This window comes from Rhodococcus sp. NPDC004095 (assembly GCF_053604015.1).
This window is the reverse complement of sequence record NZ_JBSGGS010000021.1, coordinates 1-26,102: the sequence shown is the minus strand read 5'-3', so window position 1 is coordinate 26,102 and position 26,102 is coordinate 1. Positions and strand designations below refer to the sequence as shown.

Here is a 26,102-nt window from a genome sequence, read left to right as displayed (position 1 = left end):
GATCATGGCCATCACGGACATCAAGGAATTTTCGCACCTGACCGAGGCCGACATCGAGGCGCTCGGGCGGGAGATGGATGCGATCCGGCGGGACGTGGAGAACTCGCGCGGCGCCGCCGACGCGCGGTACGTCCACAATGTGATCCGCCTGCAGAGGGCCCTGGAGATCGGCGGCCGGGCGATCCTGTTCGGCAGCCGGTACCGGCCGGCCTGGCTGGCGGGGACCGCGATGCTCGGCGTCGCGAAGATCGTCGAGAACATGGAGCTCGGGCACAACATCGTGCACGGGCAGTGGGACTGGATGAACGATCCGGAGATCCACTCGACCACCTGGGAATGGGACCAGACCGGTCCGTCGTCGCAGTGGAAGCGGGCGCACAACTACTCGCACCACACGTACACGAACGTCGTCGGGATGGACGAGGACGTCCAGTTCGGAATCATCCGGATCACCCGGGACGTGCCGTGGCGGCCGGTCAATCTGCTGCAGCCAGTGGCGAACGTCGTCCTCGCGGTGGGCTTCGAGTGGGGCATCGCGCTGCACGACTGGCACATCACCCGCGAGGCCGAGGCCGCCCGCGGCGACGATCATCGCCGCGAGGTGGATCGGGAGTTCGCCCGCAAGGCGACCCGGCAGGTGGTCAAGGACTTCGTCATCTTCCCGGCGTTGACCGGGCCCGCCTGGCGCACCACCCTGACGGCGAACGCGGCGGCGAACGTGATCCGCAACGTGTGGGCACACGCGGTGATCTTCTGTGGGCACTTCCCGGACGGTGCCGAGAAGTTCACGATCGAGGAGCACGAGCGGGAGACGAAACCCCAGTGGTATCTGCGCCAGTTGCTGGGCAGCGCCAACATCTCCGGGGGCCGGGTGATGGACTTCATGACCGGCAACCTCAGCTACCAGATCGAACACCACCTCTTCCCCGACCTGCCGAGTAACCGGTTGCGTGAGGTGTCGGTGCGCGTTCGGGCGCTGTGCGACAAGTACGACCTGCCGTACACGACCGGGCCGCTCTCGCGTCAGTACCTGTTGTCCCTGCGGACCGTGCTCAAGCTGGCACTACCCGACCGGCTTCTGAAGGCGACCTCCGACGACGCGCCGGAGACCTCCTCGGAACGGAAGTTCCGCGATTCCGGCTCGGCGCGCGTCGATCCGGTGACCGGACGGCGGTCGGGGTTGCGGTCGGCGTTGCGGCGACTTCGCGGTTTGTGATTCACCTCACAGCAATGGATCGGTAACCTACGCAGGCGTAACCTACGGTACGGTAAGCCGGTAATTCGAAGTTCAGGACCGGGAGAGCCATGGCTATTTCAGACATCAAGGAGTACGCGCACCTGACCGAGGCCGACATCGAGGCCCTCGGTCGGGAACTGGACGCGATCCGCCGTGACGTCGAGGAGTCCCGCGGCGAGCGTGACGCCCGGTATCTGCGCAACACCATCCGGCTGCAGCGTTCCCTCGAGATCGGCGGCCGGGCCGTGTTGTTCGGCAGCCGGAAGCGCCCGCTGTGGCTGCTCGGCGCGGGCATGCTCGGCGTCGCCAAGATCATCGAGAACATGGAGCTCGGGCACAACGTGATGCACGGGCAGTGGGACTGGATGAACGACCCCGAGGTGCACTCCGCGAACTGGGAGTGGGACAACGCCGGGCCGTCGGCGCACTGGAAGCAGACCCACAACTACCTGCATCACAAGTACACCAACATCCTCGGCATGGACGACGATGTGGGATACGGCCTGCTGCGCGTGACCCGCGACCAGCGCTGGAAGCCGTTCAATGCCGGCAACGTGGTCTACAACACGGTTCTCGCCCTGGCGTTCCAGTACGGCGTCGCGGCGCAGCACCTCGAGCTCGGCAAGGTGGCCAAGGGGCGCGACGACCGCGAGGAGACCAAGCGCAAGCTGCGCGAGGTCGGCGAGAAGATCGGCAAGCAGGTCGTCAAGGACTACGTGGTGTTCCCGGCGCTGACCGGCAAGGCATGGAAGTCCACCATGACCGCGAACCTGACCGCCAACGTGATCCGCAACGTGTGGACCAACGCCGTCATCTTCTGTGGCCACTTCCCGGACGGTGCCGAGAAGTTCACCAAGGAGGACGTCGACAAGGAGACGCAGGCCCAGTGGTACCTGCGGCAGATGCTGGGCAGCGCCAACATCTCGGGCGGCCGGGTGATGGACTTCATGACCGGCAACCTCAGCTACCAGATCGAGCACCACATCTTCCCGGATCTGCCGTCGAACCGTTACGCGGAGATCGCGGTGCGGGTGCGCGAACTGTGTGACAAGTACGACCTGCCGTACACCACGGGTCCGCTGCTGGTGCAGTACGGCAAGGCGTGGCGCACGATCGCCAAGCTGTCGCTGCCGAACAAGTACCTCCACGACACCGTCGACGATGCGCCGGAAACGGCGTCCGAACGCAGGTGGGAGGGGCGCGAGGCCGTTCTCACCGTGGATCCCACGACCGGACGCGCGCGCGGACTGAAGACCGCCATCCGGGAATCGCGGAAGCGGCGCGGCATCCGGAAACTGCTGCCTCGCTGAGTGTTCTGTGGGTCGAGTCACCCTCGTTGGGCCCCGCCGGAAACGGCGGGGCCCAACGGCGTTTCGGGCTGCTACTCGTCGGATCCGACGATCGACGAACCGAGGTTCAGCAGGATCTTGATGCTGTCGGTGAAGTTGCCGAGAAGGGCGGAACCGGCTTCGAGAAACGCATCACTCATCAGTACTCCTTGGGTCGTGACGGTGGGAGGGCTCCCACCTGTGTCGTGACTTGCGGGCTGATTCGAATCAGAGTTGAGCCCGTACAGCGTAAGACCGGTGGAGTAACGATCAAGGAGTTCTCGAGCGAATTGACCCAATCGTGACCCGAAGGCGCTGGTCGAGGGTCACCAGGCCTCGTTGGACGACAGTGCCACCAGCAGCTGCCGCACCGCGCCCGCCCGGCGGGCCGCCTGCCCCTCGAGATGGTCGAGCGCGCACTCCGGGTCCGCGGGAGGTCCGAGGTGCGTGCACCCGCGCGGGCAGTCCTCGATCGCGGCCGCCAGATCGGTGAACGCCCCCATCACGTCGTCGGGGGAGATGTGTGCGAGGCCGAACGAGCGGATGCCCGGAGTGTCGACGACCCAGCCGCGCGGCGCGTCGGCCGCGCTCGGCAACGGCAGCGCCACCGACTGCGTGGACGTGTGCCGGCCCTTGCCGACGCCCGACACCACTCCGGTGGCCCGATCCGCCTCGGGGACAAGCCGATTGACGAGCGTGGACTTTCCCACGCCGGAGTGGCCGATCAGGGCGGTGAGCTTCCCTGCGAGAATGTGTTTCACGGCGGTGAGGGGTTCGGACGTGCCCGCCAGCACCACCGGCACGTCGAGGTCCTCGAAGGCGGCGGCGAATTCACGGTGATCCGCGAGATCGCCCTTCGTCAGGCACAGGATCGGCTCCAACCCGCCGACGTAGGCGGCGACCAGTGCCCGCTCGACGAATCCCGTCCGCGGCGGCGGGTCGGCCAGCGCGACGACGATCAGCAGCTGGGAGGCGTTCGCGACCACCACGCGCTCGTACGGATCCGTGTCGTCCGCGGTCCGGCGCAGCACCGTCGACCGGTCCTCGACCCGCACGATCCGGGCCAGGGTGTCGACCCGGCCGGAGACGTCGCCGACCACGCCGACCCGGTCCCCGACGACGATCGGGGTGCGGCCGAGTTCGCGTGCCCGCATCGCCACCACCGGCCGGTCGGGGTCGCCGTCCAGCACGCATCCCCAGCGTCCGCGGTCCACCGAGACGACCATCGCGATCTCGGCGGCTTTGTGCTCGGGCCGGGTCTTGGTGCGCGGCCGGGAGCCCTTGCCCGGGCGGATCCGGACGTCGGACTCGTCGTACCGGCGCGCGCTCAGGAGCGCGCCCCGATCTGGTCCTGGAGCATTGTCTCCCAAAGGTTCTCGAAGCCTGGCAGGGTTTTCGCCGTGGTGCCCACGTCGTCGACGTCGACACCGGGCACGACCAGACCGAGGATCGCGCCTGCGGTGGCCATCCGGTGGTCGGCATACGAACGCCACACGCCGCCGTGCAGGGGGCAGGGATCGATGTGCAGGCCGTCCGGGGTCTCGGTGACCGCGCCGCCGAGATTGTTGATCTCGGTGGACAGCGCCGCGAGCCGGTCGGTTTCGTGACCGCGCAGGTGCGCGATGCCCCGCAGGGTCGACGGGGAGTCGGCGAGGGCGGCCAGTGCCGCCACCGTCGGCGTCAGCTCGCCGATGTCGTGCAGGTCGATGTCGATGCCGCGCAGGCGTTCCGGCCCGGCCACCGTCAGCAAGGAATCCCGCAGGGACACGGTCGCCCCCATGTCGGTGAGGATGCCGCGGATCGCGTCGCCCGGCTGGGTGGTCACCGAAGGCCACAGCGGCACACTCACGGAGCCTCCGGTCACCGCCGCCGCGGCGAGGAACGAGGTCGCGTTCGACAGGTCCGGCTCCACGACCCAGTCGACCGCCGCGACAGGGCCCGGCTCGACCCGCCAGGTGGCCGGCTGACCGGCGCCCGGCGTGTGCACCCGGACCCCGGCCCGGCGGAGCATCTCGACCGTCATGTCGATGTGCGGCATCGACGGCACCGACGCGCCGTCGTGGTGCACGGTCACGCCGTCGCTGAATCTGGCGGCCGAGAGCAGCAAGCCCGACACGAACTGCGACGACCCGGACGCGTCGATCGTCACCTCACCGCCGGCGACGGAACCGCGGCCGGTGACGGTGAACGGCAGACCGTCACCGTCGATCGCCACCCCGAGTCCGCGAAGCCCGTCGAGGATCGTGGCCAGCGGGCGGGTGCGGGCCTGCTCGTCCCCGTCGAAAGCGACGACGCCGTCCGCGAGGGCGGCCACCGGCGGCAGAAACCGCATCACCGTTCCCGCCAGCCCGCAGTCGACCGCCCCGCCGTGCAACGGGCCGGGAGTCACACGCAGAGTGGTGGGGGAGCCGACCTCGGTGATGTCGACTCCCAGGGACCGCAGGCCGTCGATCATCAGATCGGTGTCGCGGCTGCGCAGGGTCCCGGTGACGGTGGACGGCCCGCTCGCGAGCGCCGCGAGGATCAGGGCCCGGTTGGTGATCGACTTCGACCCGGGCAGGGTCACGGTCGCGTGCACGGGCGATTCGGCGAGGGGCGCTCTCCACAGACTCACGGGCTCCATCTTCCCGCATCGCGCCGCGAGCCGGTGCAGGGGCACACAGCGCATGTCGGTGGGCACGCATGCCTGTCGGTGGGCACGCCCACTGCGCATGTCGGTGGGCACGCCCACAATGGGTGGCATGTGCGGCAGATACGCGACGACCGTCGACCCGGCCCTGCTCGCGGTCGAGCTGGACGCGATCGACGAGACGGGGTCGGCGCCACCCCAACCGTCGGAGCGCTACAACGTCGCGCCGACCGACCCGGTGCTGGCCGTGGTCGCCCGCCACGATCGCGAACATCCGGAGGACTTGGCGACCCGGCGGATCCGCCGGATGCGGTGGGGACTGCTGCCGCCGTGGACGAAGGCCGGCGACGACGGTGCGCCGGTGCGGTCGGCGCCGCTGTTCAATGCCCGCGCCGACACCGCCTCCACGAAGCCGGCGTTCCGGGCCGCGCTCAAGACCAAGCGCGCACTGGTGCCGATGGACGGCTGGTACGAGTGGACCAGCGAACCACGCCCCGGCGGCAAGGTCGCCAAGGTGCCGCACTTCATGACGCCCGCGGACGGGTCGCGGTTCTTCATGGCCGGCCTGTGGTCGGTGTGGCACGCGCCCGGCTCCCGCGCCGCGCCGCTGCTGAGCTGCACGATCCTGACGACCGATGCGGTCGGGGACCTCCAGTCGGTGCACGACCGGATGCCGCTGATCGTGACTCCGGAGCACTGGGACCGGTGGCTCGATCCCGATGTCGACGTCCCGGTCGAGCTGCTCGCCGGTGTTGACGAGCAGGTCGCCGCGGGCATCGAGATCCGACTCGTCTCGGATCGCGTGAACAGCGTCCGCAACGACGGCCCCGACCTGATCGCTCCTGCCGGGCCGCCCGGCTCGGCGGTCGGGGAGCAGATCAGCCTGCTCTGACCCCGAACCGCCCGGTGCCACCCTGTCCGACCCCTGCCCGTTGTCCCGAATGGCCCATTCGGTCGGTTGAACAGACCGAATGGGCCATTCGGGAAGAAGACGAGGGAAGGACAGGGGCGGGCCTGCGAGCAGGGTCAGCGGGCGAGGGCGGCGAGGTCGCTGACCTCGGCGACCAGCTCCAGGGACCGCAGCCAGGCCGCACGCTCCGTCGCGGAGGAGACGACCATCAGCTCGTCGGCGCCGGTTCGTTCGGTGAAGGTGTCCAGATACTCGCGCACCCGCGTAGGTGTGCCGACGGCGGTGAAGCGCAACATCTGCAGCACCTGCTGACCGGCGGGGGACTCGAGCACCAGGTCCGTCTCCTCGGGCGTGAAGGTGCGGCCGCGACCGACGAACAACTGGACCCGCTTGCGCTTCGTTGCGGTGAACAGTCGCTGCGCCTCGTCCTCGGTGTCGGCGGCGATGACGTTGACGGCGGCGATCACGTACGGTTCCGCGAGCTGCGCGGAGGGCCGGAACTCGCGACGGTAGATCGCGATCGCGTCGTCGAGGGCGTTCGGCGCGAAGTGTGAGGCGAACGCGTACGGCAGGCCGAGCATCGCGGCCAGCTTCGCGCCGAACAGTGACGAGCCGAGGATGTACAGCGGCACGTTCGTGCCCTTACCGGGGGTGGCCTCGATCCCCGGGATGCGGGAGGGCCCGGTCAGGTAGCCCTGCAGTTCGAGCACGTCCTGGGGGAACGAGTCGGCGGACGCCGGGTCGCGGCGCAGCGCCCGCATCGTCTGCTGGTCGCTGCCCGGTGCGCGGCCGAGGCCGAGGTCGATGCGGCCCGGGTGCAGTTCGGCCAGGGTGCCGAACTGTTCGGCGATGGTCAGCGGGGAGTGGTTCGGCAGCATCACGCCGCCGGAACCGAGGCGGATGGTCTCGGTGTTCGCGGCGATGTGCGCGATCAGCACACTCGTCGCGGACGACGCGATGGACGGCATGTTGTGGTGCTCGGCGTACCAGATCCGTTGGTAGCCCTGCCGTTCCGCGGCCTGCGCCATCTGCACGCTGGCGCGGAAGCTGTCCCGGGCGCTCTCGCCCTCGCCGATCTGGGCGAGGTCGAGAATGGAGAGGGGGACGGTCACGAGGTACCCGCTTTCTGACACGAACAGACTTTGTTGTGAGGTGCAACAGTCGTCGCGGAGCTGATTGTTCCCCGGGTGCCTCAGCCGGCGGTGATCGGGGCGAGAACCGCACCCGTCAGTCGCACCAGGTCCCGCGGATCGAGGTCGATCTCCAGTCCACGCCGGCCCGCGCTGCACAGCACCCGGTCCCAGTCGGTGGCCGATGCGTCGATCACCGTCGGCAACTTCTTGCGCTGGCCGAGCGGGGAGATGCCGCCCAGCACGTATCCGGTGGAGCGCTGAGCCTCGGCCTGGTCCGCCATCACGGCCTTGCCTGCGCCCAACGCCGCCGCGGCAGCCTTCAGCGAGAGCTTCGCCGGCACCGGCAGGACCGCGACCGCGAGCTTGCCGTCGGAGGTCTTGATCACCAGCGTCTTGAATATCTGCGAGGCGTCGAGACCGAGTTCGCCGGCGAGGGCGTCGACCGCTTCGGTGCCGTAGGAGGCGCTGGAGGGGTCGTGGTCGTAGCTGTGGACCCGATGCGCAACCTTCGCCTTGACCAGGGCCTGTGTTGCCGGTGTCGCGGAACCTGCCATGTCTCGACACTGTAGAACCGCGCCTCGTGCCGGCTGTCGGCGGGAACACTCGGCGCCTCGTGGGTGTTGCACCGTGCACGTTGGTCCGTGTTGGAAAGGAGCCGCCCGTGTCGGTGAAGTGCCTGGAGCGTCCCGCTGGTCGCCGTGAGGGGAACCGTGTGGCGGTAGCCTGGATCTCTGACAAGAGCGAAGGGATCACCGTGCCCAACGACCTGAGCGAACCCCACGACATCGACCCGCCGGAGCCCTTGGCCTCCGATCCGGTCGTCGAGTCCGAGGCGGAGCTGACGCAGCGCTTCGAGCGCGACGCCCTGCCGCTGATCGATCAGCTGTACGGCGCCGCACTGCGGATGACGCGCAACCCGGCCGACGCCGAGGACCTCGTGCAGGAGACGTATGTCAAGGCGTACTCCGCGTTCCGGTCCTTCAAGGAGGGCACCAACCTCAAGGCGTGGCTGTACCGGATTCTGACGAACACCTACATCAACTCGTACCGCAAGAAGCAGCGGCAGCCGGCGCAGTACCCGACGGACGAGATCACCGACTGGCAGCTCGCCGCGACCGCCGAGCACACCTCGCAGGGTCTGCGCTCCGCGGAGGTCGAGGCGCTCGACGCGCTGCCCGACGACGACATCAAGAACGCGCTGCAGCAACTGCCGGAGGAGTTCCGGATGGCGGTGTACTACGCGGACGTCGAGGGCTTCCCGTACAAGGAGATCGCCGAGATCATGGGCACCCCGATCGGGACCGTGATGTCGCGGCTGCACCGCGGCCGCAAGCAACTGCGTGGACTGCTCGCCGACGTGGCCCGCGAACGAGGATTCAATCGAGGGGCCGCCGCCGCGGCCGCGACAGGCCAGGAGCAGGAGGCGTCCCGGTGAGCGAGCAGAACGAATTCGAGCGGCTCGACTGCTCCGCCGTGATTGCCGATGTATGGCTGATGCTCGACAACGAATGCGACGACCGGACCCGCGCCCGGCTGCAGCAGCACATGGAGGACTGCGGCTCCTGCTTCGAGGCGTACGGCATCGAGGCGAAGGTGAAGTCGTTGCTCGCCCGCAAGTGCGGTGGGGAGCACGCGCCGGACAGCCTGCGCCAGCGCCTGCGCATCCAGCTGAGCCAGACCACGATCATCACCCGGGTCGACCCGGGGCAGTAGGACCGACACAGCGAGCGACCCCGAGGAAGCCTCGGGGTCGCTCCCTGCCTGTTCGGGACGGGACCTGTCGACGGTTGTCGGAAAGCGTTCGAGCGGGTGTCGTCGAGCTGCACGAACGACCCGGACGGGTCAGCTGCCCAGCATCATTGAAACGAGATTGAGTGTCTCGTTGTCTCCCCGCCCGAGGTCGGCGCTACCGAAGCCCCAGAAGCCGTTGTCCCAGTCACCGCCACCGTAGTCGACGCAGAGGAAGCAGGGCTCAGCCTCGTAGCTGCGGATGTGAAACTGCAGCCCGATCGGATTCCAGGTCTGTTTGCCGAGTCCGTCGATGTCGACCGTCAGCCCGCTGTCGACGGACGAGCCGATTTCGTAGCTGTCCGGCGGGATGAAGAAGGACACCGAGACCGAGAGACGGCCGTGTTCGGTAGCGGGTATGTAGAAGCCGGGATCGGCGAAAGTGACGGTGTTGGCCGCTGCGTCGAACACAGGGGTGAGCTTCCAGTGCTCCTCGACATAGGGCTGGGTGAACCGCGTCACCGCCGCGCTGTCCGTGAAGTACTGGAGTTCGGGTGGCACATGGAAGGCGACGCTGTTGATGCGGCGCTCGGTCCGGTCTGTGGTCGTCAGCGATGCGTAATAGGTCACCATGGAGGAGTTCGTGACGACGTTGGTCGATGTACCCAACCCGCCCACAGCCCCTTCGACCTGTACGTTGTCGGCGGTCACGGTGACCGACCTCCCGGGGCCGAACTCGTCGGCTGCCGCGGTGCCGCCACCGGTGGCGAGTGTGCCGACCATCAGGCCGACGCCGGCGACGGTACGGGCGAGTCGCCGAAAAGCGTTGCGCGTATCGCGATTCATCGGAGTAACCGTCCTTTCGATTCAGCTTGCGGAGCCGGAGGCGAAGGGTGAGACCACGTGGACGTTCACTCCGATCGGATTTCGATCGAAGTCCGCAGTGTCGTTCCATCCACCCGCGCTGATGCCGCTCGCTATGACGTCACCCGGTTCGAATCTGTCTGCCCGGATGATGTAGGTCACCTCGTATACGAGGGCCCAACCTGGGCCCACCCAGATGTCGCCCGGGCGGAAACTCACGTGTGGGGTGTCGCCTTCGGGTGAGACGTACGGGGAGGTGTCGAGCGCGGTCTTCGTGCCGTTCGTGTCGGACAGGTAAAGGGTGCCCGTGACGAAGGTGAGACCGGGAGCGTACTCATCACTCACCCAGTTGAAGTACTCGGGCGCGTCGGTAGGTGAGAAGCTCGTCCGATACGTGACAGTCGATCCGGGGACTTTCTCGTTGCTGCCGACGACCTCCTTGTCGACGCGGTACTCGTCGGTCGTGACGGTGACGCTGCGATCGTCCTCGAGCGGTGCCGCGGCCGCGGTGCCGGTCGCGGCACCGGTGACGAACGCGCCCGCGATCAGGGTGGTGGCCGTTGCGGTGGCGAGGCGGGCGAGTGTGCGGTGGTGAGTGTGCCGGAAGACTGTCCGGAGTGGCGTGCGTGTGTGGGGCATGAGCCTCCTGTCGGGGCGGCATCGGCGGGTGTCCCTCGTGCCGCTGGGTGAGTGTCCGCGGCGGAGGTCGAGCTGCGCCGGTGCCCGACCAAGCCGAAACATACCGAGTGGTCCCCCGACCGCGTGCGCGCAATCGTAGGGGCGAAGGGCATGTCGTGGGGGCGAACCGTGGAAATGGTCCGCGTACGACACAGGGCCGGACCCCCGAAGGAATCCGGCCCTGTGTGAGGCTTCGTCTACGCGCTCAGGCGTTGGGACGCTTGCCGTGGTTGGCGGCACTGCCCTTACGGCTGCGCTTCTTGCGACCACGCTTACCCATGGTTGTCTCCCTTCTATCCGATCTCGCTCGGGGACATTCTTCCACGTGTGGTTGGCTGTACTTCCACTGGTAGGTCTCCAACACAAGCGAGGTGCTCGATGGCCGAAGACGTGCGCGCCGAGATGGTCTCCACCGTCTTCCAGGTGGTGGTGTCAGCAGGCGACGAGGTGAAGGAGGGGGACACCCTCGTGATCCTGGAGTCGATGAAGATGGAGATTCCGGTGATCGCGGAGATCGACGGCACCGTCACCTCCGTCGACGTCACCGTCGGCGACGTCATCCAGCAGGGCGACCTGATCGCCGTCATCGCCTGACCCGACCGTCCGATGTCGACGCTCAGCGATCTGCTCGCCGAACACACCGACCTGCCCGGGGAGGGCGTCGACCACCTGCAGCGGGTGGTCGGGGAGTGGCAGTTGCTGGCGGACCTGTCGTTCGCCGACGTCCTGCTGTGGGTGCCGACCGACGCCGGCGTCGCCGAGCCGGCCGGTGGTCCCCAGTTGGTGTGCGTCGCGCAGTGCCGGCCGACGACCGCGCCGACAGCCTTCGCGGAGGACGCGGTCGGCTGGGTTGCCTCGGACGTCGAACACCCGCACGTGCGCCAGGCACTGGCCGAGTGGCGGATCGTGCGGGTTCCGGACGGCCCGCCCGCCGAGGGAGCCCCGGTGCGGCGGGAGGCGATTCCGGTGCGTTGCAGCGGGGATGTGATCGCGGTGCTCAGCCGGGACACCAACCCGACGCAGCAGCGGCAGTCGAGCCCGCTGGAGGTCGCGTACCTGGACTGCGCCGCCGAGCTGTGCCAGATGATCAGCGAGGGCACCTTCCCGACCCCCGAGGAGCACAGCGAGATCCTGTCCAGCCCGCGTGCGGGGGACGGCTTCATCCGGCTCGACTCCGACGGCACCGTCGTCTACGCCAGCCCGAACGCCCTGTCGGCGTATCACCGGATGGGTCTGACCACGACGACGCTCAAGGGGCGGGACCTGGCGTCGGTGACCCGCACCCTGATCACCGACCCGTTCGACGCGCAGGACGTGGCCACCGACATCCGCGCGGCCCTGGCGGGCAAGGCGGGCAAGCGGATGGAGGTCGAGGCGCGCGGGGCGACGGTGCTGATGCGCACGCTGGTCCTGCGGCCGGGTGGTCAGCCCGCCGGCGCGGTGGTGCTCATCCGGGACGTCACCGAGGTCAAGCGCCGCGACCGGGCGCTGCTGAGCAAGGACGCGACGATCCGGGAGATCCATCACCGGGTGAAGAACAACCTGCAGACGGTGGCGGCGCTGCTGCGGTTGCAGGCCCGGCGTACCCAGCACGACGAGGCGCGGCAGGCCCTGGCCGAGTCGGTGCGTCGCGTCACGTCGATCGCGCTCGTGCACGACATCCTGTCGATGTCCGTCGACGAGGAGGTCAACCTCGACGAGGTCGTGGACCGGCTGGTGCCGATCATGGCGGACGTCGCGGTGGTCAACAGCACCGTGCAGATCCGCCGTGAGGGCAGTTTCGGGGTGTTCCCTGCCGAGCGTGCCACGCCGCTGGTCATGGTCCTGACGGAGCTGGTGCAGAACGCCATCGAGCACGGCTACGAGCCCGGCCAGGGCGGAACGGTGACGCTGCGCGCGACCCGGTCCGCGCGCTGGCTGGACGTGGTGATCCACGACGACGGCGCGGGCCTGCCGGACGGGTTCAGCCTCGAGCGGTCGGACAGTCTCGGTTTGCAGATCGTCCGCACCCTGGTGTCCGCGGAACTGAACGGCTCGCTGGGGCTGCGGCCCGCCCAGGGTGGGGGCACGGAGGCCGCGCTGCGGGTTCCGCTGGGCCGGCGCGCCGCGTCCCGCGTGTGATCGGTGCCGAATACGCGTGAGGCCCGGCACCTTTCGGTGCCGGGCCTCACGAGAAGTATTACGGTGTCAGACCGCGCTGCGGGCACGGGTGCGCGCGTTCCGACGCTTGAGCGCGCGCCGCTCGTCCTCGCTCATGCCGCCCCAGACGCCCGCGTCCTGGCCCGACTCGAGGGCCCACGACAGGCAGTCGGCGGTCACGGGGCAGCGGTTGCACACCAGCTTGGCGTCCGCGATCTGCGCGATGGCCGGTCCACTGTTTCCCACCGGGAAGAACAACTCCGGGTCCTCGTCCCGACAGATTGCCTTGTGGCGCCAGTCCATCCTTCTACTCCTTCACCGGGTGCGTCGCACCGTGTCGTATTTTCGGTGCGAATGCACCGCGTCGTATCGCGTCGTTCATGCGCGGGGAGCGAATTGTTTCCTCGCTGTTGCTTGTGAATGCTTTCACGAACGCGCAGGAAGTCAATAGAAAATGGCCCGTCCGTGGGGTAACTCACTCTTTCGAATCACCCGGTGTGGTCTGCATTACTTTGTACCCCGCTCGCGGCACTTATGCACTATGGGTGTACGGTTCTGTTCTGAACTGACCCTCGGCAGGCGCCGAAACGGTGTATAAGCCATTAGCCGCCGGTTCGCCCGCCGCCCCTCGCCGGGACCTCGCTCGATCGGGCCCGTCAACCGAGGCTCGGCGCCACCAGCGTCAGCGCGTCGCGCACCGCGACGAACTCCACCTCTGTGCGCTTGCCGAGGTAGTCGCCATCCACCTGCAGTCCGATCGGTGCGCTCGACGTGATTCGCACCTTGGATGCGTCGTCGACTCGAAAAAGCTTGCGCGACTTGGGGTTCGATCCGGGGGTGAGGAGTTGTCGGACGACGGGCAGGCTGGCCGCGACGCTCATCGTGCGCATCGCGAACACCCCGAGACCGGTCTCGAACCCCGTCTCCGGGTTCACCGAGATCGGCCGGTGGTTCAGATAGGTCCACGGGCTCGAGTTCGACACGAACGCGTAGTGCACGCCGTCCACCGGATCGTGCCCCGGAATCTCGACGGTCAGCGTGGGCTCCAGGCGCCGGTTCCTCAGGAACGCGCGGATCGCCGTGCGGACGTAGCGGGAGGGGGTCGCCGCGTGGCCCTTCGCGCGGGCGAGGTCGATCGCCTCGCACACCTGCGCGTCCAGCCCGAGGCCGGCGTTGAAGGTGAACCAGCGGCCGTCGCAGTGCGCCAGCCCGATCCTCCGCCTCTCCCGCAGCTCCAGCAGTTCGATCAACTGGTTCGTCGCCACGACGGGGTCCGGGTCGATGCCGAGCGAGCGGGCGAAGACGTTCGCGGATCCGCCCGGCACCACGGCCACGAGGGGGGTCGGTCCGATGGGCAGCGCCTTCATCGACTCCGGCTCCGGGGCGCCGAGCAGACCGTTGACGACTTCGTTCACGGTGCCGTCGCCGCCGTGCACGATGATCAGCCCGATGCCCTCGAGGACCGCGCGACGGGCCAACTCGGCGGCGTGCCCGCGGTGCGTGGTGTGCACCACCCGTACCTGCACCCGGCTCGACAGCGCGTGCGCGAGCAGGTCGCGAGCCGCGGGGGTGGTCGAGGTCGCATTCGGGTTGACGATCAGCAGCGCACGCACGGATCGTCAGCCTAGCGGGGACCGGGCGCCGGGGAGTTCGCGCCGACCCGGGCGCGGCGTTCTATAGGCTGGCGCCGTGCCCGAGTCTGCTGCGCCCCTGTCCACCCCCGCCACGGTTCGATGGGCGGGAGGGCTGGTCACCTTCGAAGGGGCGGTCGCGGTCGTCGTCGCACTCGTCCTGGTGATCCGGGGTCTGCTCGGACACGACCAGGACGCCGCCAACCCGTACGGCACGGCGGCGTGGTTCGTCATCCTCGGCGGTGCCGTGCTCGCCGCCGGCCTCGGGCTGCTGCGCGGCCGCCGCTGGGGCCGGGCCATCGCCGTCGTCGCGCAGCTGCTGCTGTTGCCGGTGGTGTGGTCGCTGCTCACCGACTCGCACCGGCCGGTGCTCGGCGTGCTCCTCGGAGTGGTCGTGGTGCCGGCGCTGGTGTGCCTGTTCTCGGCGCCCACGTCGCGCTGGATGGCCGAGGAGTACGGCGGGGACACCGCACAGCCGGAGTGACCGCGGTCGTCAGACCGTCGCCGCCAGGCGGGCCAGAGGGTCGCCGCTGAGCCGGTAGCCGGTCCACTCGTCCTGGGCCTGCGCGCCGAGCGAGTCGTAGAACTCGATCGACGGCGTGTTCCACTTCAGCACCGACCACGCCAGTCGCGTGTACCCGTGGTCGACGCACTCGCGCGCGAGGGTCGCCAACAAGGCCTTGCCGTACCCGCGGCCGCGGAAGGCCGGCTGCACGTACAGATCCTCCAGGTAGATCCCGTGCACCCCGTCCCACGTGGAGAAGTTGCGGAACCACAGCGCGGTCCCCACCACGACACCGTCCTCCTCGGCGACGTGGCCGAACACGGCCGGGTTCGGGCCGAACAGCGCGGCCGTCATCTGCTCGGCGGTGACGGTGCACTCCTGGCGGGCCTTCTCGTACTCGGCCAGTTCGTACACCAGGCCGGTGACGGCCGGCACGTCCGCGGTGGAGACGCGGCGAATCATGCGATACCTCTTTCGTTTTCGTCGAACGTTGCGGGTCCGTGGGGCGGGTCAGGACGCGTTGTGGGTGACGATCAGCCGGACGCCGTGGTCGTAGCCGAGCACGGTGATCGCCCCGGGCGACAACGCGAACCGGCGGCCCTCGACGAGTGGCAGGCCGGCCCAGCGGGCGATCAGCGCCCGGGAGAAGTGCCCGTGCCCGACCAGCACCACGTCCCGCCCCGGCAGGGTGGACTCGGCGACGGCGAGCACCAGGTCCGCCCGCGACTCCACGGAGTCGGCCTCCTCGCCGCCGGGGCAGGGATGCGTCCACACCGTCCAGTGCGGCACCTGGTGGTGGATCTGCGCGCTCGTCAGACCTTCGTAGTCTCCGTAGTCCCACTCGACGAGTTCGTCCCACACGCGGGCACTCAGGCCCGCCAGTTCGGCGGTGTGGGCCGCACGGATGCGCGGGCTGGACAGGACGGCCGGGTCCCGCAGGGCCAGCGACTCGAGGCGGCGGCCCGCACCACGGGCCTGCTCCTCGCCCTCGGGCGTCAGCGGCACGTCCGTGCGGCCGGTGTGCCGGCCGGTCGCCGCCCACTCGGTCGACCCGTGCCGCAGCAACACGATGCGTCCGGTGTCGCGAGGTGGGACGGGTATGGACGGGTCGGCGGGAGGCACCTGTGCATCATCTCAGGCCGGTCGGTCGCGGGAGCGTTCCGAGTACGCAAAGATCACCTCCGTGACGACGGTGCTCGCGGTGGCGAATCAAAAGGGTGGGGTCGCGAAGACCACGACGGTGGCCTCGCTCGGCGCGGCGCTGGCGGCGCTCGGGCGGAAGGTCCTGGTGGTCGATCTCGATCCGCAGGGCTGTCTGACGTTCTCGTTGGGGCACAATCCCGATCGGCTCGAGTCGTCGGTGCACGAGGTGCTCACCGGGCAGATGCAGATCCGGGACGTGATCCTCGACACGGAGGAGGGGTTCGCGCTGGTGCCCGCGACGATCGACCTGGCCGGGGCGGAAGCGGTGCTGCTGATGCGGCCGGGGCGCGAGTTCACGCTCAAGCGGGCGCTGGCGACGCTCGGTGACGACTTCGACGTCGTGATCGTCGACTGCCCGCCGTCGCTGGGCGTGCTGACCCTCAACGGGCTCACCGCGGCCGACTCCGTGCTGGTGCCACTGCAGTGCGAGACACTCGCGCACCGAGGCGTCGGGCAGTTGCTGCGTACCGTCTCCGAGGTCAGGGAGATCACCAACCCGGACCTGGCCCTGCTCGGCGCGTTGCCGACGCTGTACGACGCGCGCACCACGCACAGCCGCGACGTGCTCGCCGACGTCGCGGACCGCTACGACCTGCCGGTTCTGGCGCCGCCGATCCCGCGCACCGTCCGGTTCGCCGAGGCGAGCGCGTCGGGTGCCACCGTGCTGTCCGGTCGCGCCAACAAGGGCGCGCAGGCGTACCGCGAGCTGGCCGCGAACCTGGTCGCGCACTGGGACGAGGGTGCCGAACTGAACACCTTCGGTGAGTGACGTCTAACGCAGGGCCACCAGTTCGTCGCCGCGCTGTTCCAGGAGGACGGAGCCGAGAACCGCGGACGTGATCGGGCGGCCGCCGAGCTGTGCGGGTGCGAGGCCCGGCCGGTCGATCGGGATGCGCCGGGTTTCGGCGCCGGTGGCCGCGTCGATCACCGCGACGCCGCCTTCGACCGGGACGAGGAACAGGCCCGCCATCGCGGTGCCAGGGCCGAGTGCGCCGCCGACCGACCAGGCGGGGGTGAAATCCGTTGTCCGCAGGGCGATCACGCTCGATCCGGTCCACCAGCTCAGGAAGGATCCGGTGCGCTCCACGACGGTGGTGGGGGAGACGTCCGCGGGGGCGGGGTACCGGGACGTCTCGTTTCCGGTCCCGTCGAAAACGGCGACCGTCGCCCCCGCGGTCCCGGTGGCGGGTAGGTAGACGGCCGTCCGCTCGCCGGAGACGGCGAGCACGCGGGCGCCGGTGTCGGACGGTCCGGCCTCGTCGAGAACCCGGGACCCGTACTCCTCGGGCTCGGAGTTGTCCTTCGGTGCAGGGTTGAGGACGCTGAGCCGGACCGCGTCCTCGCCCGGACACGACTCCAGCACCGAGACCCGGCTGCTGCTCGACGCGGAGGAGAGCAGCGTGCACCCGGTCCGGGGTTGCGCGGCGGGATTGACCGGCGCGTCGACCCGCCCGAACTCGAGGGTGCGCACCAGGTCCGAACGCCACACCTCCATCCGGGTCGCGCCGCGTGAGGTCAGGTACGTCCCGTCCTCCGACAGGGTCACGGCGGGGTCGGCGTCGCTCGCCCGCTGCGCCTTCCGGACCCCGGTGGACCCGTCCAGTTGGGTGACCTGACCGCATCCGCGGTCGTCCGGGTAGACCGCGACCGCGGTGTTCCAGGCTCCGATGACCCCGCACAGCGTCCGGTCGCGCCGGTAGTGCCAGATCGGGTCGCCGGTCGCCGGGTCGTGCCCGACGACGGTGTCGCCGTCTCCGCTGACGGCGGCGCCACCCGCGACCACAGGGGTGCGGGTGGCGTCACTGTCGGCGCGCCAGATCTCGGTGAGCGTCTCGGGAACCGCCAGTGCGGTCTCCGCGGGCGGCGCCGGCGTCGTCGCGGTCACCGACTCGGTGCCCTCGGCGTCGCTGGTCAACCAGACCGCCGCGGCTGCGACCAGCACGAGCACCGCGATCGCGCAGGCGGCCAGAACGTCGGCGCGAGTGCGCCGCTCGGGTGCGAGCACGGTGGGTGGCTACTCCGTGGTCGACGCCGTGGAGGTGGCGGTCGAGCCGGAGGCCGGACGACGGCGACGCCGACGTCGACGTGCCGGGGTCGCCTCACCGCTGGGGGAGGTGGGTTCCGGCGCAACGGTTTCCGACGACGTGTCGGCGGGTGCGGTGCTCGCCGTGTCGGCGGTCCGGCCGCCGCGGGTGCGCTTGCGGGTACGGGTGCGGCGGGGACGATCCGAGGACTGCTCGGCGTCGGCGGACACCTCGTGCGTGCGGGCGGGCTTCGGCTTGCGGATCGAGCCCTTCGCGTCGGTGGGGATGCTCAGGTCCGAGTACAGGTGCTCGGAGCTGGAGTAGGTCTCGACCGGCTCGGCGACCCCCAGGTTCAGGGCCTTGTCGATCAGCTGCCAGCGCGGCACGTCGTCCCAGTCGACGAGCGTGACCGCGGTGCCGGTGCGCCCGGCGCGGCCGGTGCGGCCGATGCGGTGCACGTAGGTCTTCTCGTCGTCCGGGCACTGGTAGTTGATCACGTGCGTGACGTCGTCGATGTCGATGCCGCGGGCGGCCACATCGGTGGCGACCAGGACGTCCACCTTGCCGGTGCGGAAGCTCTTGAGGGCCTTCTCGCGGGCGATCTGGCCGAGGTCGCCGTGCACGGCGCCCACCGAGAAGCCGCGTTCGTTCAGCTCGTCCGCGACCTTCTGCGCGGTGCGCTTGGTCCGCGTGAAGATCATCGTCGCGCCGCGGCCCTCGGCCTGCAGGATCCGCGCCACCATCTCGGCCTTGTCCAGGGCGTGCGCCCGGTAGATGTGCTGGGTGGTGCGGTCGTGCACCGCGGACGACTCCGGCTCCTCGGCGCGAATGTGCGTCGGCCGGGTCAGGAACGTGCGCGCCAGGGTGATGATCGGTCCGGGCATCGTCGCCGAGAACAGCATCGTCTGCCGGGCGTCGGGCACCATCCCCAGGATGCGTTCGATGTCGGGCAGGAAGCCCAGATCGAGCATCTCGTCGGCCTCGTCCAGGACCAGCACGCCGACCTTGCCGAGGATCAGGTGACCCTGCTTGGCGAGGTCCAGCAGTCGTCCGGGGGTGCCGACGACGACGTCGACGCCCTTCTGCAGCGCCTCGATCTGGGTCTCGTACGGGCGGCCGCCGTAGATCGAGAGGACCTCGAGCCTGCGGTTCCCGGCCTTCAGGTGCTTGGCGGCGTTGACCAGGTCGTCGGTCACCTGGATGCACAGCTCGCGGGTCGGCACGATCACCAGCGCTCGCGGGGTGCCGTCGAGCGGCGCGGTGCCGGAATCGGTGCTCGAGACCCGGTGCAGCAGCGGCACGCCGAAGCCGAAGGTCTTGCCCATGCCCGTTCGGGCCTGGCCGATCAGGTCGTCGCCGGCCAGGGCGAGCGGCAGCGTCAACTCCTGGATGGCGAAGGTGCGTTCGATGCCGATCTCCGTCAGGGCCCGGACGATCTCGTCGCGGACGCCGAGTTCGGCGAACGTGGGGGCGGTGTGGGTCTCGTCGAGCTGGGCGGACAGGGTCGTCTCGCTTGCGTCGTCTTCGTGGTCGATCGTGATCTTGCTCAGTGCTCTGGCCTTCCTCGTCGGCACGCGCGCACGAGCTGGGCGGGGCCGGGGGTCGGCCACCGGGTGCTGCCCGTGTCCAACTCCCGGGCGGTGCCCGAGTCGAAACCCCGGGCGGTGCCCGAGTCGAACTCCGGGCGATGCCCTTTTCCGACTGACGCCGGTGCCCTTGTCCGATGGTCACTGTTCCTGCTGCCCTGCGCGCAAGACGGGTGTCTCGGCGCGGCGCGGGAGGAGGACCTGCGGATCAGGTGCGCGCACATTATCTGTGGGTCGCCGCGTCCATGCGATGTGTCCGATTGGTCGGACGATCGGGCGGCGACCCGCAACCATGGTAACTGCCGTGGCCGAGTTCGCAGGTAGGCGCGGTCTACGCTGTCCCGCATGGGAGCCAATTCTGCCGATTCGCTGTCGTCCTCGATCGCCGCCGACCACCCCGGTGTGAGCGAACTGTTCGCCGTACTGGCCTACGGTGAGATCTCCGCCTTCTACCGCCTCGCCGAGGACGCCCGGATGGCGCCGACCATGGCGGGCAGGGTGGCGCTGGCCCGCATGGCCGGCGCCGAGATGGGGCATTTCGAGACGCTGGAGTCGGCGCTCACCGACCGCGGCCTCGAGGTGTACTCCGCGATGGCGCCCTTCGTGAAGCCGCTCGACGACTACCACGCGTCGACCCACCCGGCGACGTGGCTCGAGTCCCTGGTCAAGGCGCATGTCGGCGACGGGATCGCCGCCGACTTCTACCTCGAGATCGCGGGCTCGCTGGATCCGTCCGTCGGCGCTGTGGTGCGCGAGGTGCTGGCGGAGACCGGGCACTCCGAGTTCGTGGTGCAGGAGGTCAGCGCCGCCGTGCAGGCATCGAAGAAGGAGAAGGACCGACTCATGCTGTGGGGCCGGCGCCTGCTCGGCGAGGCGATCACGCAGGCGCAGTACGTGATGGCGCAACGGGAGGCGCTGACGGATCTGATGCTCTCGGCGAGCGGGGACCTCAACGGCGTCGCGGCGCTGTTCGACCGGATGCAGCAGCGGCACTCGGAGCGGATGGCGGTGCTCGGGCTCGTCTGAGTCCGGCGCCAACGGTCAGGGTGCGGCCACGCCGGAGGTGTTCGCTCTCAGCACACGCCGGCAGCGGGTGGGGTGGAGGCGGGCTGCATTAGCCTGGCATCAGGTAGTGATGGCACGAGAGTTCGGAGGTTGGCCGTGGAGGTCAAGATCGGCATTTCTGACAGCCCGCGCGAGCTGATCCTCAGCAGCGCGCAGACCCCGGAAGAGGTGACCGAGCTCGTCTCAGCGGCGATCGGTGGCGACGCATCGGGAGTTCTCGCCCTCACCGACGACAAGGGTCGCAAGTTCCTGATCCAGGCTTCGAAGGTCGCCTACGTCGAGATCGGGCAGCCGGACAGCCGCAAGGTCGGTTTCGCGAGCTGACATCGAATCGGAAACGGGGCGCGCGGAATGATCCGCGCGCCCCGTTTTCTTGCGTTCGGGTCGTTCAGTTGTGCATGGGCACGTGGGAGAGGCCGCCCCAGGCGAGCTGGACGGTGATGTCCACCGCTTCCTCCTTGGGGATCGGCCGGTTCGCCTGCAGCCAGTAGCGGGCGGTGAACTGGCTGGTCCCGACGAGTCCGACGGCGAGGATGCGCGCCCGGTACGGGTCGAGTCCGGAGTCGTGGGCGACAAGGTCGAAGACGGCGTCCACACACGCCTCCGTGGCGCGGTCGACGCGGGCGAGGACCTGAGGGTCGCCCATGAAGTCCGACTCGAACACCAGCCGGTAGCCCTGGTTGTCGTTGTCGACGAAGTCGAAGAACGCCTGCACGGCGGCGCGGACGCGCTGCCGGTTGTCGGTGGTCGAGCGCAGCGCCTGGCGGACACCGGAGATCAGGCTGTCCACGTAGCTCTGCAGCACCGCGAGGTACAGGTCGAGCTTGCCGGGAAAGTGCTGGTAGAGCACGGGCTTGCTGACCCCGGCGCACTCGGCGATCTCGTCCATGCCTGCCGAGTGGTAGCCACGGCTGACGAACACTTCGCTGGCGGCCTGCAGCAGCTGGAGCCGGCGAGCGTCCCGGGGCAGTCGGGTGCTGCGCTTGGCGCCCTGACGCCCGGTCGACGTTGCGGAACGATCCGCGAGTTCAGTCATCGTGCTCCCAATCTTGCGTTGTCACCATCCGTGCCTCGTGCTGCGCGGGTGAGGTTGCTCACGGCACCGGGTGCACAAAGTGATCGAACGATACCGGACCTGTGCCCGGCCATCCGCGGAATGGCGAATGCTCCTGCCCCGAGTATTCCAGGTCACTGTTGCCGATAGGTGTCCAGTGTGCCTGGGGTGGTCCCGCTGCAGGTCGCAGCGGGTTCCGGTCGGCCGCGGCGGGTGATCGCCGATCGGCGTGCCCGGGCGGAGGACGTTCGCGGTTGTGAGACGCTGGACCGGTGACGGATGGAGGCGGACCGCGACTGCGGGGTGGACACCCCTGGAGTCCAGACGACTCGACGGATGCGCGCACAGGTCACCCGGACGGCCCGCGTCCCGGCGAGCGCGAGGACACCACGAACCCCGACCGGCCCGAGGCGGACAGCGCGTCGGACCGGTGGAGCCGCACCCAGGTCGGGTCACACCAGCCGCTGCGAGCGCAGTGGGATCCGATCGGCGAGGACCGCGGTCGGCCGCGCAGTTCCCGCCCCGAACGGCAGGTGCGCAAGCAGAGCCGACTCGGCAAGTTCGTCGCCACCTACGGGTGGCGTGCCTACGCCATCCCGGTTCTGGCGGTCGTCACCGTCCTCGTCCTCGTCGACGCGCTACGGGGCGTCGGGGAACCCGAGTCCCTCCCGTACGGCGATCCCGGGTTCGGTGCCCGCAGCACCAGCGAGGGCACTGGAGTTATCGGGGTTCCGCCGCTGGCCGACGGCAACTTCGCCGAGACGATCCCGTCCGGTGCGTTGCCCGAGGGGGGACCGTTCACCGCGACCGGTGCGGGAACCTGGCGGGTGATCCCGGGCACCGGCCCGAAGGCGGGGCAGGGCACCGAGCAGGTGTTCACCTACACGGTCGAGGTCGAGGACGGCGTCGACACCGCGGGATTCGGGGGAGACGAGTCCTTCGCCCGGATGGTCGACCAGACCCTCGCGAATCCGAAGAGCTGGACCCACGACCCGCGATTCGCGTTCCAGCGCATCGACACCGGCGACCCGACCTTCCGGATCTCACTGACCTCGCAGATGACGATCCGCGAGGCATGCGGGTACGACATCCAGCTGGAGGTCTCCTGCTACAACCCGGGCATCGACCGCGTCGTGCTGAACGAGCCGCGGTGGGTGCGCGGTGCCGTCGCGTATCAGGGCGACATCGGGTCGTACCGGCAGTACCAGATCAACCACGAGGTCGGACACGCCATCGGATACCAGGCGCACCAGCCGTGCGAGGCGGACGGCGGGCTGGCACCGGTGATGATGCAGCAGACCTTCGGAACGGCGAACAACGACATCGCCAAGCTCGACCCGGAGGGCGTCGTGCCGATGGACGGCAAGACCTGCCGGTTCAACCCCTGGCCGTACCCGCGCGGCTGAGCCGGCACGGGCTGCCCGGTCGTCAGTCCGGGCGCACCCACGGTGCCAGCTGTGCGCGCTGCTCTGCGGTCAGCCGACGCAACGTCTGCGTGTACGGGTCGCCGAGTGCCAGCTGCGTCGAGGCCTCCACCGCGGGCCGGGACCCGGGATCCGCGTCGGCCGCCCGGACCTCGTAGCGCACGGTGAGGTCCGCGCTGCGCAGCCGCTCGAGCCACATCGACACCTGCAGCGGCGTGTCCGCGTGGGTGAGCGGAGTGCGGTAACGGACCTCCAGGTGGGCCACGACCGAGTTCTGCAGCAGCGCCGACACCTCCGGGTCCACGGACGCCAGCCAGTCGATCCGGGACTCCTCGAGCAGCGTCACCATCCGGGCGTGGTTGATGTGTTTGAACGCGTCCATGTCGGACCATCGGACGGAGATCCGCGTCCGGTGGACGGCGTCGTCGGGCGTGGCGGACGTGGTCATCGTGCTCCTGGAGGTCGGCGTCGAGATGTTGAGGGACCGGCGACCAGGACCGTAGCCGATGGCGGCCGTGCGATGCCGGGTCCTCGACACCCGTTCGGCACCGACGGGGAGAATGGGAGGCATGTCGACATCCGTACAGCCCTCCGCCACACCGACGGGTGCGCTGCCGCCGCTGGTGGAGCCGGCCGCCGAGTTGAGCCGTGAGGAGGTGGCGCGCTACAGCCGCCACCTGATCATCCCGAACGTCGGCATGGTCGGGCAGAAGCGGATCAAGAACGCGAAGGTTCTGGTGATCGGCGCCGGTGGCCTCGGGTCGCCGACCCTGCTGTACCTCGCGGCCGCCGGGGTCGGGACGATCGGCATCGTCGAATTCGATGACGTCGAGGAGTCGAACCTGCAGCGTCAGGTCATCCACGGCCGTTCCGATGTCGGCAGGCCGAAGGCGCACAGCGCCCGCGACTCCGTCCTCGAGATCAACGACCGCATCGACGTGCGGCTGCACGAGTACCGGCTCGACAACACCAACGCGGTGGATCTGTTCGCGCAGTACGACCTGATCCTCGACGGCACCGACAACTTCGCCACCCGCTACCTCGTCAACGACGCGGCGATCCTGGCGGGCAAGCCGTACGTGTGGGGATCGATCTACCGGTTCGAGGGGCAGGTGTCGGTGTTCTGGGAGGCGGCACCCGACGGGCGCGGACTGAACTACCGGGACCTGTACCCGGAGGCGCCGCCACCGGGCATGGTGCCGTCCTGCGCGGAGGGCGGCGTGCTCGGCGTGCTGTGCGCGTCGATCGGCTCGATCATGGCGACCGAGGCGATCAAGCTGATCACCGGCATCGGGGAGCCGCTGCTCGGGCGGCTGATGATCTACGACGCCCTCGCCATGAACTACCGCACCATTCGGCTGCGGCGCGATCCCGGCCGGGAGCCGGTCACCGAACTGATCGACTACGACGCGTTCTGCGGGGTCGTCGCAGAGGATCCGGTCGACCCGTCCCGGGCCGATGGGGACGCGCAGAACGCCGCGGCCGGGTCGACGGTCACCGCAAGGGAACTCGCCGACCTGCTGGACGCGGGCAAGGACGTCGCGCTGATCGATGTCCGGGAGCCCGTCGAGTGGGACATCGTGCACCTGCCCGGCGCGACGCTGATTCCCAAGGATCGCATCCTGTCCGGCGACGCCCTCGCGGAGCTGCCGCAGGACCGCCCGATCACGCTCTACTGCAAGACCGGTATCCGCTCCGCCGAGGTGCTCGCCGCGCTCAAGCGCGCCGGGTTCGCCGACGCGACCCACCTGCACGGCGGCATCATCGCCTGGGCGAACCAGGTCGATCCGAGCCTTCCGACCTACTAGCGCCTGGAGTGCCTGTGGGTGATCCGCACCTCTACCGGGGTAAAGAGATCACCCTCAGGGCGCGTCAGCGCCGGTCGGGACCGGCCTCGGCGGTAGCGTGACGAGCGTGAGCTCCGTCGAACCTCCCGCCCACGTGCGGTCCACTTTCGGTCTGCGCGAGACCAGCCCCGTCGCGCTCGGTCCGGACTGGGAGGGTGGCTGGCGTTGCGGCGACGTCGTGCTCTCGCCGGTCGCGGATCACGCGCGCGCGGCGTGGTCGGCGAAGGTGCGCGAGACCCTCAACCCCGACAGCGTCCGGTTGGCGCGTCCGGTGCGAGCGACGGACGGGCGGTACGTGGTCTCCGGGTGGCGCGCCGACACCTACATCGAGGGTTCGCCGGAACCGCGGCACGACGAGGTGGTGTCGCTGTCGCTGCGGCTGCATGCGGCGACCGCTGCGCTGGAGCGGCCCCGGTTCCTGGTGCAGCCGCCGGTGCCGCCGTGGCAGGACGTCGACGTGTTCGTCGCGGCCGACCGGGCCGCGTGGGAGCAGGTCCCGCTCCGTGGCGTCAAGGGGCAGTTCGAGCCGGCATCGACGGACGGACGCACCAGTGTGGAGCTGATCGGGCAGCTCGCGACCCTGCGCAAGCCGGTGCACGGCCCCGATCAGTTGGTGCACGGCGACCTGTTCGGCACCGTGCTGTTCTCGGGGTCGGAAGCGCCGGGCATCACCGACATCACCCCCTACTGGAGACCGGCGGCGTGGGCGGCCGGTGTGGTCGTCGTCGACGCGCTCTCCTGGGGCGGGGCGGACGAGGAACTGATCGGGCGCTGGGAGGAACTGCCCGAATGGCCGCAGATGTTGTTGCGGGCGTTGATGTTCCGGCTCGCCGTGCACGCCCTGCATCCCCGGTCCACGGCGGAGGCGCTGCCCGGACTTGTGCGTACGGCCGACCTGATCAGGCTGATGCTCTGAGCAGGACCCGCGTGCGATGCAGCCGGGTCACCAACCAGGCTCGGCGAGCCGGTGCGGCGGCGTCACGGGCCGCACCCGGCGCACGATGCAGCCAGGTCACCAACCGCGCTCGGCGAGCCGGTGCGGCTGCGGGATCTCGTCGACGTTGATGCCGACCATCGCCTCGCCCAGACCACGCGAGACCTTCGCGAGCACATCCGG

General features: G+C 69.5%; 29 protein-coding genes and 1 pseudogene. 14 read left to right on the top strand and 16 right to left on the bottom strand.

What is annotated here, in order from left to right:
- Positions 1-4 precede the first annotated feature (4 nt).
- Both ACWEPG_RS26610 and ACWEPG_RS26605 read left to right on the top strand, forming a co-directional pair.
- The gene (locus ACWEPG_RS26610) at positions 5-1,216 is read left to right on the top strand and encodes a fatty acid desaturase family protein (RefSeq protein ID WP_450115720.1); all 1,212 of its coding nucleotides are present in this window, start codon (positions 5-7) and stop codon (positions 1,214-1,216) included.
- A gap of 89 nt (positions 1,217-1,305) precedes the next feature.
- The gene (locus tag ACWEPG_RS26605) at positions 1,306-2,547 is read left to right on the top strand and encodes a fatty acid desaturase family protein (RefSeq protein ID WP_450115719.1); all 1,242 of its coding nucleotides are present in this window, start codon (positions 1,306-1,308) and stop codon (positions 2,545-2,547) included.
- Positions 2,548-2,891: 344 nt separating this feature from the next.
- Here the strand turns inward: ACWEPG_RS26605 and rsgA are convergent, their stop codons facing one another.
- Together rsgA and aroA are read right to left on the bottom strand one after the other, a co-directional pair.
- The gene (rsgA, locus tag ACWEPG_RS26600; protein WP_450115718.1) at positions 2,892-3,935 is read right to left on the bottom strand and encodes a ribosome small subunit-dependent GTPase A; all 1,044 of its coding nucleotides are present in this window, start codon (positions 3,933-3,935) and stop codon (positions 2,892-2,894) included.
- Positions 3,893-5,188: a 3-phosphoshikimate 1-carboxyvinyltransferase gene (gene aroA / locus ACWEPG_RS26595; RefSeq protein WP_450115717.1), complete on the bottom strand. Its 1,296-nt coding sequence runs from the start codon at positions 5,186-5,188 to the stop codon at positions 3,893-3,895. The genes rsgA and aroA overlap by 43 nt, the downstream gene beginning before the upstream one ends.
- 118 nt (positions 5,189-5,306) lie before the next feature.
- Between aroA and ACWEPG_RS26590 the strand changes: the two genes are divergently transcribed.
- On the top strand, positions 5,307-6,086 hold the full coding sequence (locus ACWEPG_RS26590; protein WP_450115716.1) for an SOS response-associated peptidase: 780 nt from the start codon (positions 5,307-5,309) through the stop codon (positions 6,084-6,086).
- A 134-nt stretch (positions 6,087-6,220) separates the two neighbouring features.
- Here ACWEPG_RS26590 and ACWEPG_RS26585 read toward each other — a convergent pair whose 3' ends face one another.
- Together ACWEPG_RS26585 and ybaK are read right to left on the bottom strand one after the other, a co-directional pair.
- Positions 6,221-7,216, bottom strand: coding sequence for an LLM class flavin-dependent oxidoreductase (locus ACWEPG_RS26585; protein WP_452595746.1), 996 nt, complete (start codon positions 7,214-7,216; stop codon positions 6,221-6,223).
- A gap of 80 nt (positions 7,217-7,296) precedes the next feature.
- Positions 7,297-7,791 (bottom strand): Cys-tRNA(Pro) deacylase, encoded by a 495-nt coding sequence (gene ybaK / locus ACWEPG_RS26580; protein WP_450115715.1) that lies wholly within the window; start codon positions 7,789-7,791, stop codon positions 7,297-7,299.
- 230 nt (positions 7,792-8,021) lie between these two features.
- Here ybaK and ACWEPG_RS26575 point away from each other — a divergent pair, with 230 nt between their 5' ends.
- Together ACWEPG_RS26575 and rsrA are read left to right on the top strand one after the other, a co-directional pair.
- Positions 8,022-8,672, top strand: a complete 651-nt coding sequence (locus tag ACWEPG_RS26575; RefSeq protein WP_450115756.1) for a sigma-70 family RNA polymerase sigma factor — start codon at positions 8,022-8,024, stop codon at positions 8,670-8,672.
- Positions 8,669-8,950, top strand: a complete 282-nt coding sequence (rsrA, locus tag ACWEPG_RS26570) for a mycothiol system anti-sigma-R factor (protein ID WP_450115714.1) — start codon at positions 8,669-8,671, stop codon at positions 8,948-8,950. The genes ACWEPG_RS26575 and rsrA overlap by 4 nt, the downstream gene beginning before the upstream one ends.
- A gap of 129 nt (positions 8,951-9,079) precedes the next feature.
- Here the strand turns inward: rsrA and ACWEPG_RS26565 are convergent, their stop codons facing one another.
- From ACWEPG_RS26565 to ACWEPG_RS26555, 3 genes are all read right to left on the bottom strand, one after another.
- Positions 9,080-9,811 carry a hypothetical protein gene (locus ACWEPG_RS26565; protein ID WP_450115713.1) on the bottom strand — a complete coding sequence of 244 codons (732 nt, stop codon included), beginning with the start codon at positions 9,809-9,811 and terminating at the stop codon, positions 9,080-9,082.
- Positions 9,812-9,832: 21 nt separating this feature from the next.
- Positions 9,833-10,468 (bottom strand): hypothetical protein, encoded by a 636-nt coding sequence (locus ACWEPG_RS26560; RefSeq protein ID WP_450115712.1) that lies wholly within the window; start codon positions 10,466-10,468, stop codon positions 9,833-9,835.
- Between the two features lie 244 nt (positions 10,469-10,712).
- Positions 10,713-10,787 carry a 50S ribosomal protein bL37 gene (locus ACWEPG_RS26555; RefSeq protein ID WP_095887907.1) on the bottom strand — a complete coding sequence of 25 codons (75 nt, stop codon included), beginning with the start codon at positions 10,785-10,787 and terminating at the stop codon, positions 10,713-10,715.
- A gap of 98 nt (positions 10,788-10,885) precedes the next feature.
- Here ACWEPG_RS26555 and ACWEPG_RS26550 point away from each other — a divergent pair, with 98 nt between their 5' ends.
- Both ACWEPG_RS26550 and ACWEPG_RS26545 read left to right on the top strand, forming a co-directional pair.
- The gene (locus ACWEPG_RS26550; protein WP_450115711.1) at positions 10,886-11,101 is read left to right on the top strand and encodes a biotin/lipoyl-binding carrier protein; all 216 of its coding nucleotides are present in this window, start codon (positions 10,886-10,888) and stop codon (positions 11,099-11,101) included.
- Between the two features lie 12 nt (positions 11,102-11,113).
- On the top strand, positions 11,114-12,628 hold the full coding sequence (locus ACWEPG_RS26545; RefSeq protein WP_450115710.1) for a sensor histidine kinase: 1,515 nt from the start codon (positions 11,114-11,116) through the stop codon (positions 12,626-12,628).
- Positions 12,629-12,694: 66 nt separating this feature from the next.
- Here ACWEPG_RS26545 and ACWEPG_RS26540 read toward each other — a convergent pair whose 3' ends face one another.
- Positions 12,695-12,949 carry a WhiB family transcriptional regulator gene (locus tag ACWEPG_RS26540; protein ID WP_007537924.1) on the bottom strand — a complete coding sequence of 85 codons (255 nt, stop codon included), beginning with the start codon at positions 12,947-12,949 and terminating at the stop codon, positions 12,695-12,697.
- 353 nt (positions 12,950-13,302) lie between these two features.
- Positions 13,303-14,259 (bottom strand): diacylglycerol/lipid kinase family protein, encoded by a 957-nt coding sequence (locus ACWEPG_RS26535; RefSeq protein ID WP_452595739.1) that lies wholly within the window; start codon positions 14,257-14,259, stop codon positions 13,303-13,305.
- Between the two features lie 76 nt (positions 14,260-14,335).
- Between ACWEPG_RS26535 and ACWEPG_RS26530 the strand changes: the two genes are divergently transcribed.
- Positions 14,336-14,761: a hypothetical protein gene (locus ACWEPG_RS26530; protein WP_450115708.1), complete on the top strand. Its 426-nt coding sequence runs from the start codon at positions 14,336-14,338 to the stop codon at positions 14,759-14,761.
- Positions 14,762-14,770: 9 nt separating this feature from the next.
- Here the strand turns inward: ACWEPG_RS26530 and ACWEPG_RS26525 are convergent, their stop codons facing one another.
- Both ACWEPG_RS26525 and ACWEPG_RS26520 read right to left on the bottom strand, forming a co-directional pair.
- Complete coding sequence (locus tag ACWEPG_RS26525; RefSeq protein ID WP_450115707.1) at positions 14,771-15,244, bottom strand: N-acetyltransferase family protein; 474 nt, start codon at positions 15,242-15,244, stop codon at positions 14,771-14,773.
- A gap of 48 nt (positions 15,245-15,292) precedes the next feature.
- Positions 15,293-15,904, bottom strand: a complete 612-nt coding sequence (locus ACWEPG_RS26520; RefSeq protein ID WP_450115706.1) for an acid phosphatase — start codon at positions 15,902-15,904, stop codon at positions 15,293-15,295.
- A gap of 61 nt (positions 15,905-15,965) precedes the next feature.
- On the opposite strand from ACWEPG_RS26520, the gene ACWEPG_RS26515 reads away from it, so the two are divergent.
- A complete protein-coding gene (locus ACWEPG_RS26515; protein ID WP_450115705.1) occupies positions 15,966-16,754 on the top strand; it encodes a ParA family protein in 789 nt (262 codons plus the stop codon).
- 3 nt (positions 16,755-16,757) lie between these two features.
- On the opposite strand, the gene ACWEPG_RS26510 is transcribed toward ACWEPG_RS26515, so the two are convergent.
- Complete coding sequence (locus ACWEPG_RS26510; RefSeq protein WP_450115704.1) at positions 16,758-17,990, bottom strand: Rv3212 family protein; 1,233 nt, start codon at positions 17,988-17,990, stop codon at positions 16,758-16,760.
- Between the two features lie 9 nt (positions 17,991-17,999).
- Entirely contained in the window at positions 18,000-19,583 is a 1,584-nt protein-coding gene (locus tag ACWEPG_RS26505) for a DEAD/DEAH box helicase (protein WP_450115703.1), read from the bottom strand.
- 357 nt (positions 19,584-19,940) lie between these two features.
- Between ACWEPG_RS26505 and ACWEPG_RS26500 the strand changes: the two genes are divergently transcribed.
- Positions 19,941-20,621 carry a ferritin-like fold-containing protein gene (locus tag ACWEPG_RS26500; RefSeq protein WP_450115702.1) on the top strand — a complete coding sequence of 227 codons (681 nt, stop codon included), beginning with the start codon at positions 19,941-19,943 and terminating at the stop codon, positions 20,619-20,621.
- 135 nt (positions 20,622-20,756) lie between these two features.
- A complete protein-coding gene (locus tag ACWEPG_RS26495) occupies positions 20,757-20,984 on the top strand; it encodes a DUF3107 domain-containing protein (protein ID WP_450115701.1) in 228 nt (75 codons plus the stop codon).
- Between the two features lie 64 nt (positions 20,985-21,048).
- Here the strand turns inward: ACWEPG_RS26495 and ACWEPG_RS26490 are convergent, their stop codons facing one another.
- The gene (locus ACWEPG_RS26490; protein ID WP_450115700.1) at positions 21,049-21,696 is read right to left on the bottom strand and encodes a TetR/AcrR family transcriptional regulator; all 648 of its coding nucleotides are present in this window, start codon (positions 21,694-21,696) and stop codon (positions 21,049-21,051) included.
- 290 nt (positions 21,697-21,986) lie between these two features.
- On the opposite strand from ACWEPG_RS26490, the gene ACWEPG_RS26485 reads away from it, so the two are divergent.
- A complete protein-coding gene (locus ACWEPG_RS26485) occupies positions 21,987-23,120 on the top strand; it encodes a DUF3152 domain-containing protein (protein WP_450115699.1) in 1,134 nt (377 codons plus the stop codon).
- A 22-nt stretch (positions 23,121-23,142) separates the two neighbouring features.
- Here ACWEPG_RS26485 and ACWEPG_RS26480 read toward each other — a convergent pair whose 3' ends face one another.
- Positions 23,143-23,586 carry an acyl-CoA thioesterase gene (locus ACWEPG_RS26480; protein ID WP_450115698.1) on the bottom strand — a complete coding sequence of 148 codons (444 nt, stop codon included), beginning with the start codon at positions 23,584-23,586 and terminating at the stop codon, positions 23,143-23,145.
- 121 nt (positions 23,587-23,707) lie between these two features.
- On the opposite strand from ACWEPG_RS26480, the gene moeZ reads away from it, so the two are divergent.
- Both moeZ and ACWEPG_RS26470 read left to right on the top strand, forming a co-directional pair.
- On the top strand, positions 23,708-24,946 hold the full coding sequence (moeZ, locus tag ACWEPG_RS26475) for an adenylyltransferase/sulfurtransferase MoeZ (protein WP_452595738.1): 1,239 nt from the start codon (positions 23,708-23,710) through the stop codon (positions 24,944-24,946).
- 106 nt (positions 24,947-25,052) lie between these two features.
- Positions 25,053-25,901, top strand: a complete 849-nt coding sequence (locus tag ACWEPG_RS26470; RefSeq protein WP_450115696.1) for a TIGR02569 family protein — start codon at positions 25,053-25,055, stop codon at positions 25,899-25,901.
- Positions 25,902-25,997: 96 nt separating this feature from the next.
- Here ACWEPG_RS26470 and ACWEPG_RS26465 read toward each other — a convergent pair.
- Positions 25,998-26,102: pseudogene (locus ACWEPG_RS26465) on the bottom strand (pyridoxal 5'-phosphate synthase lyase subunit PdxS); the annotation flags it as partial.

Bases quoted from the DNA above. Each gene is read 5' to 3' on its own strand.
- ACWEPG_RS26605 (WP_450115719.1), top strand. From the start codon at position 1,306: ATGGCTATTTCAGACATCAAGGAGTACGCGCACCTGACCGAGGCCGAC.
- moeZ (WP_452595738.1), top strand. From the start codon at position 23,708: ATGTCGACATCCGTACAGCCCTCCGCCACACCGACGGGTGCGCTGCCG.
- ACWEPG_RS26500 (WP_450115702.1), top strand. From the start codon at position 19,941: ATGGGAGCCAATTCTGCCGATTCGCTGTCGTCCTCGATCGCCGCCGAC.
- ACWEPG_RS26560 (WP_450115712.1), bottom strand. From the start codon at position 10,468: ATGCCCCACACACGCACGCCACTCCGGACAGTCTTCCGGCACACTCAC.
- ACWEPG_RS26480 (WP_450115698.1), bottom strand. From the start codon at position 23,586: ATGACCACGTCCGCCACGCCCGACGACGCCGTCCACCGGACGCGGATC.
- ACWEPG_RS26540 (WP_007537924.1), bottom strand. From the start codon at position 12,949: ATGGACTGGCGCCACAAGGCAATCTGTCGGGACGAGGACCCGGAGTTG.
- ACWEPG_RS26545 (WP_450115710.1), top strand. From the start codon at position 11,114: ATGTCGACGCTCAGCGATCTGCTCGCCGAACACACCGACCTGCCCGGG.
- ACWEPG_RS26610 (WP_450115720.1), top strand. From the start codon at position 5: ATGGCCATCACGGACATCAAGGAATTTTCGCACCTGACCGAGGCCGAC.
- ACWEPG_RS26590 (WP_450115716.1), top strand. From the start codon at position 5,307: ATGTGCGGCAGATACGCGACGACCGTCGACCCGGCCCTGCTCGCGGTC.
- ybaK (WP_450115715.1), bottom strand. From the start codon at position 7,791: ATGGCAGGTTCCGCGACACCGGCAACACAGGCCCTGGTCAAGGCGAAG.
- ACWEPG_RS26490 (WP_450115700.1), bottom strand. From the start codon at position 21,696: ATGACTGAACTCGCGGATCGTTCCGCAACGTCGACCGGGCGTCAGGGC.
- ACWEPG_RS26525 (WP_450115707.1), bottom strand. From the start codon at position 15,244: ATGATTCGCCGCGTCTCCACCGCGGACGTGCCGGCCGTCACCGGCCTG.
- ACWEPG_RS26550 (WP_450115711.1), top strand. From the start codon at position 10,886: ATGGCCGAAGACGTGCGCGCCGAGATGGTCTCCACCGTCTTCCAGGTG.
- aroA (WP_450115717.1), bottom strand. From the start codon at position 5,188: ATGGAGCCCGTGAGTCTGTGGAGAGCGCCCCTCGCCGAATCGCCCGTG.
- ACWEPG_RS26565 (WP_450115713.1), bottom strand. From the start codon at position 9,811: ATGAATCGCGATACGCGCAACGCTTTTCGGCGACTCGCCCGTACCGTC.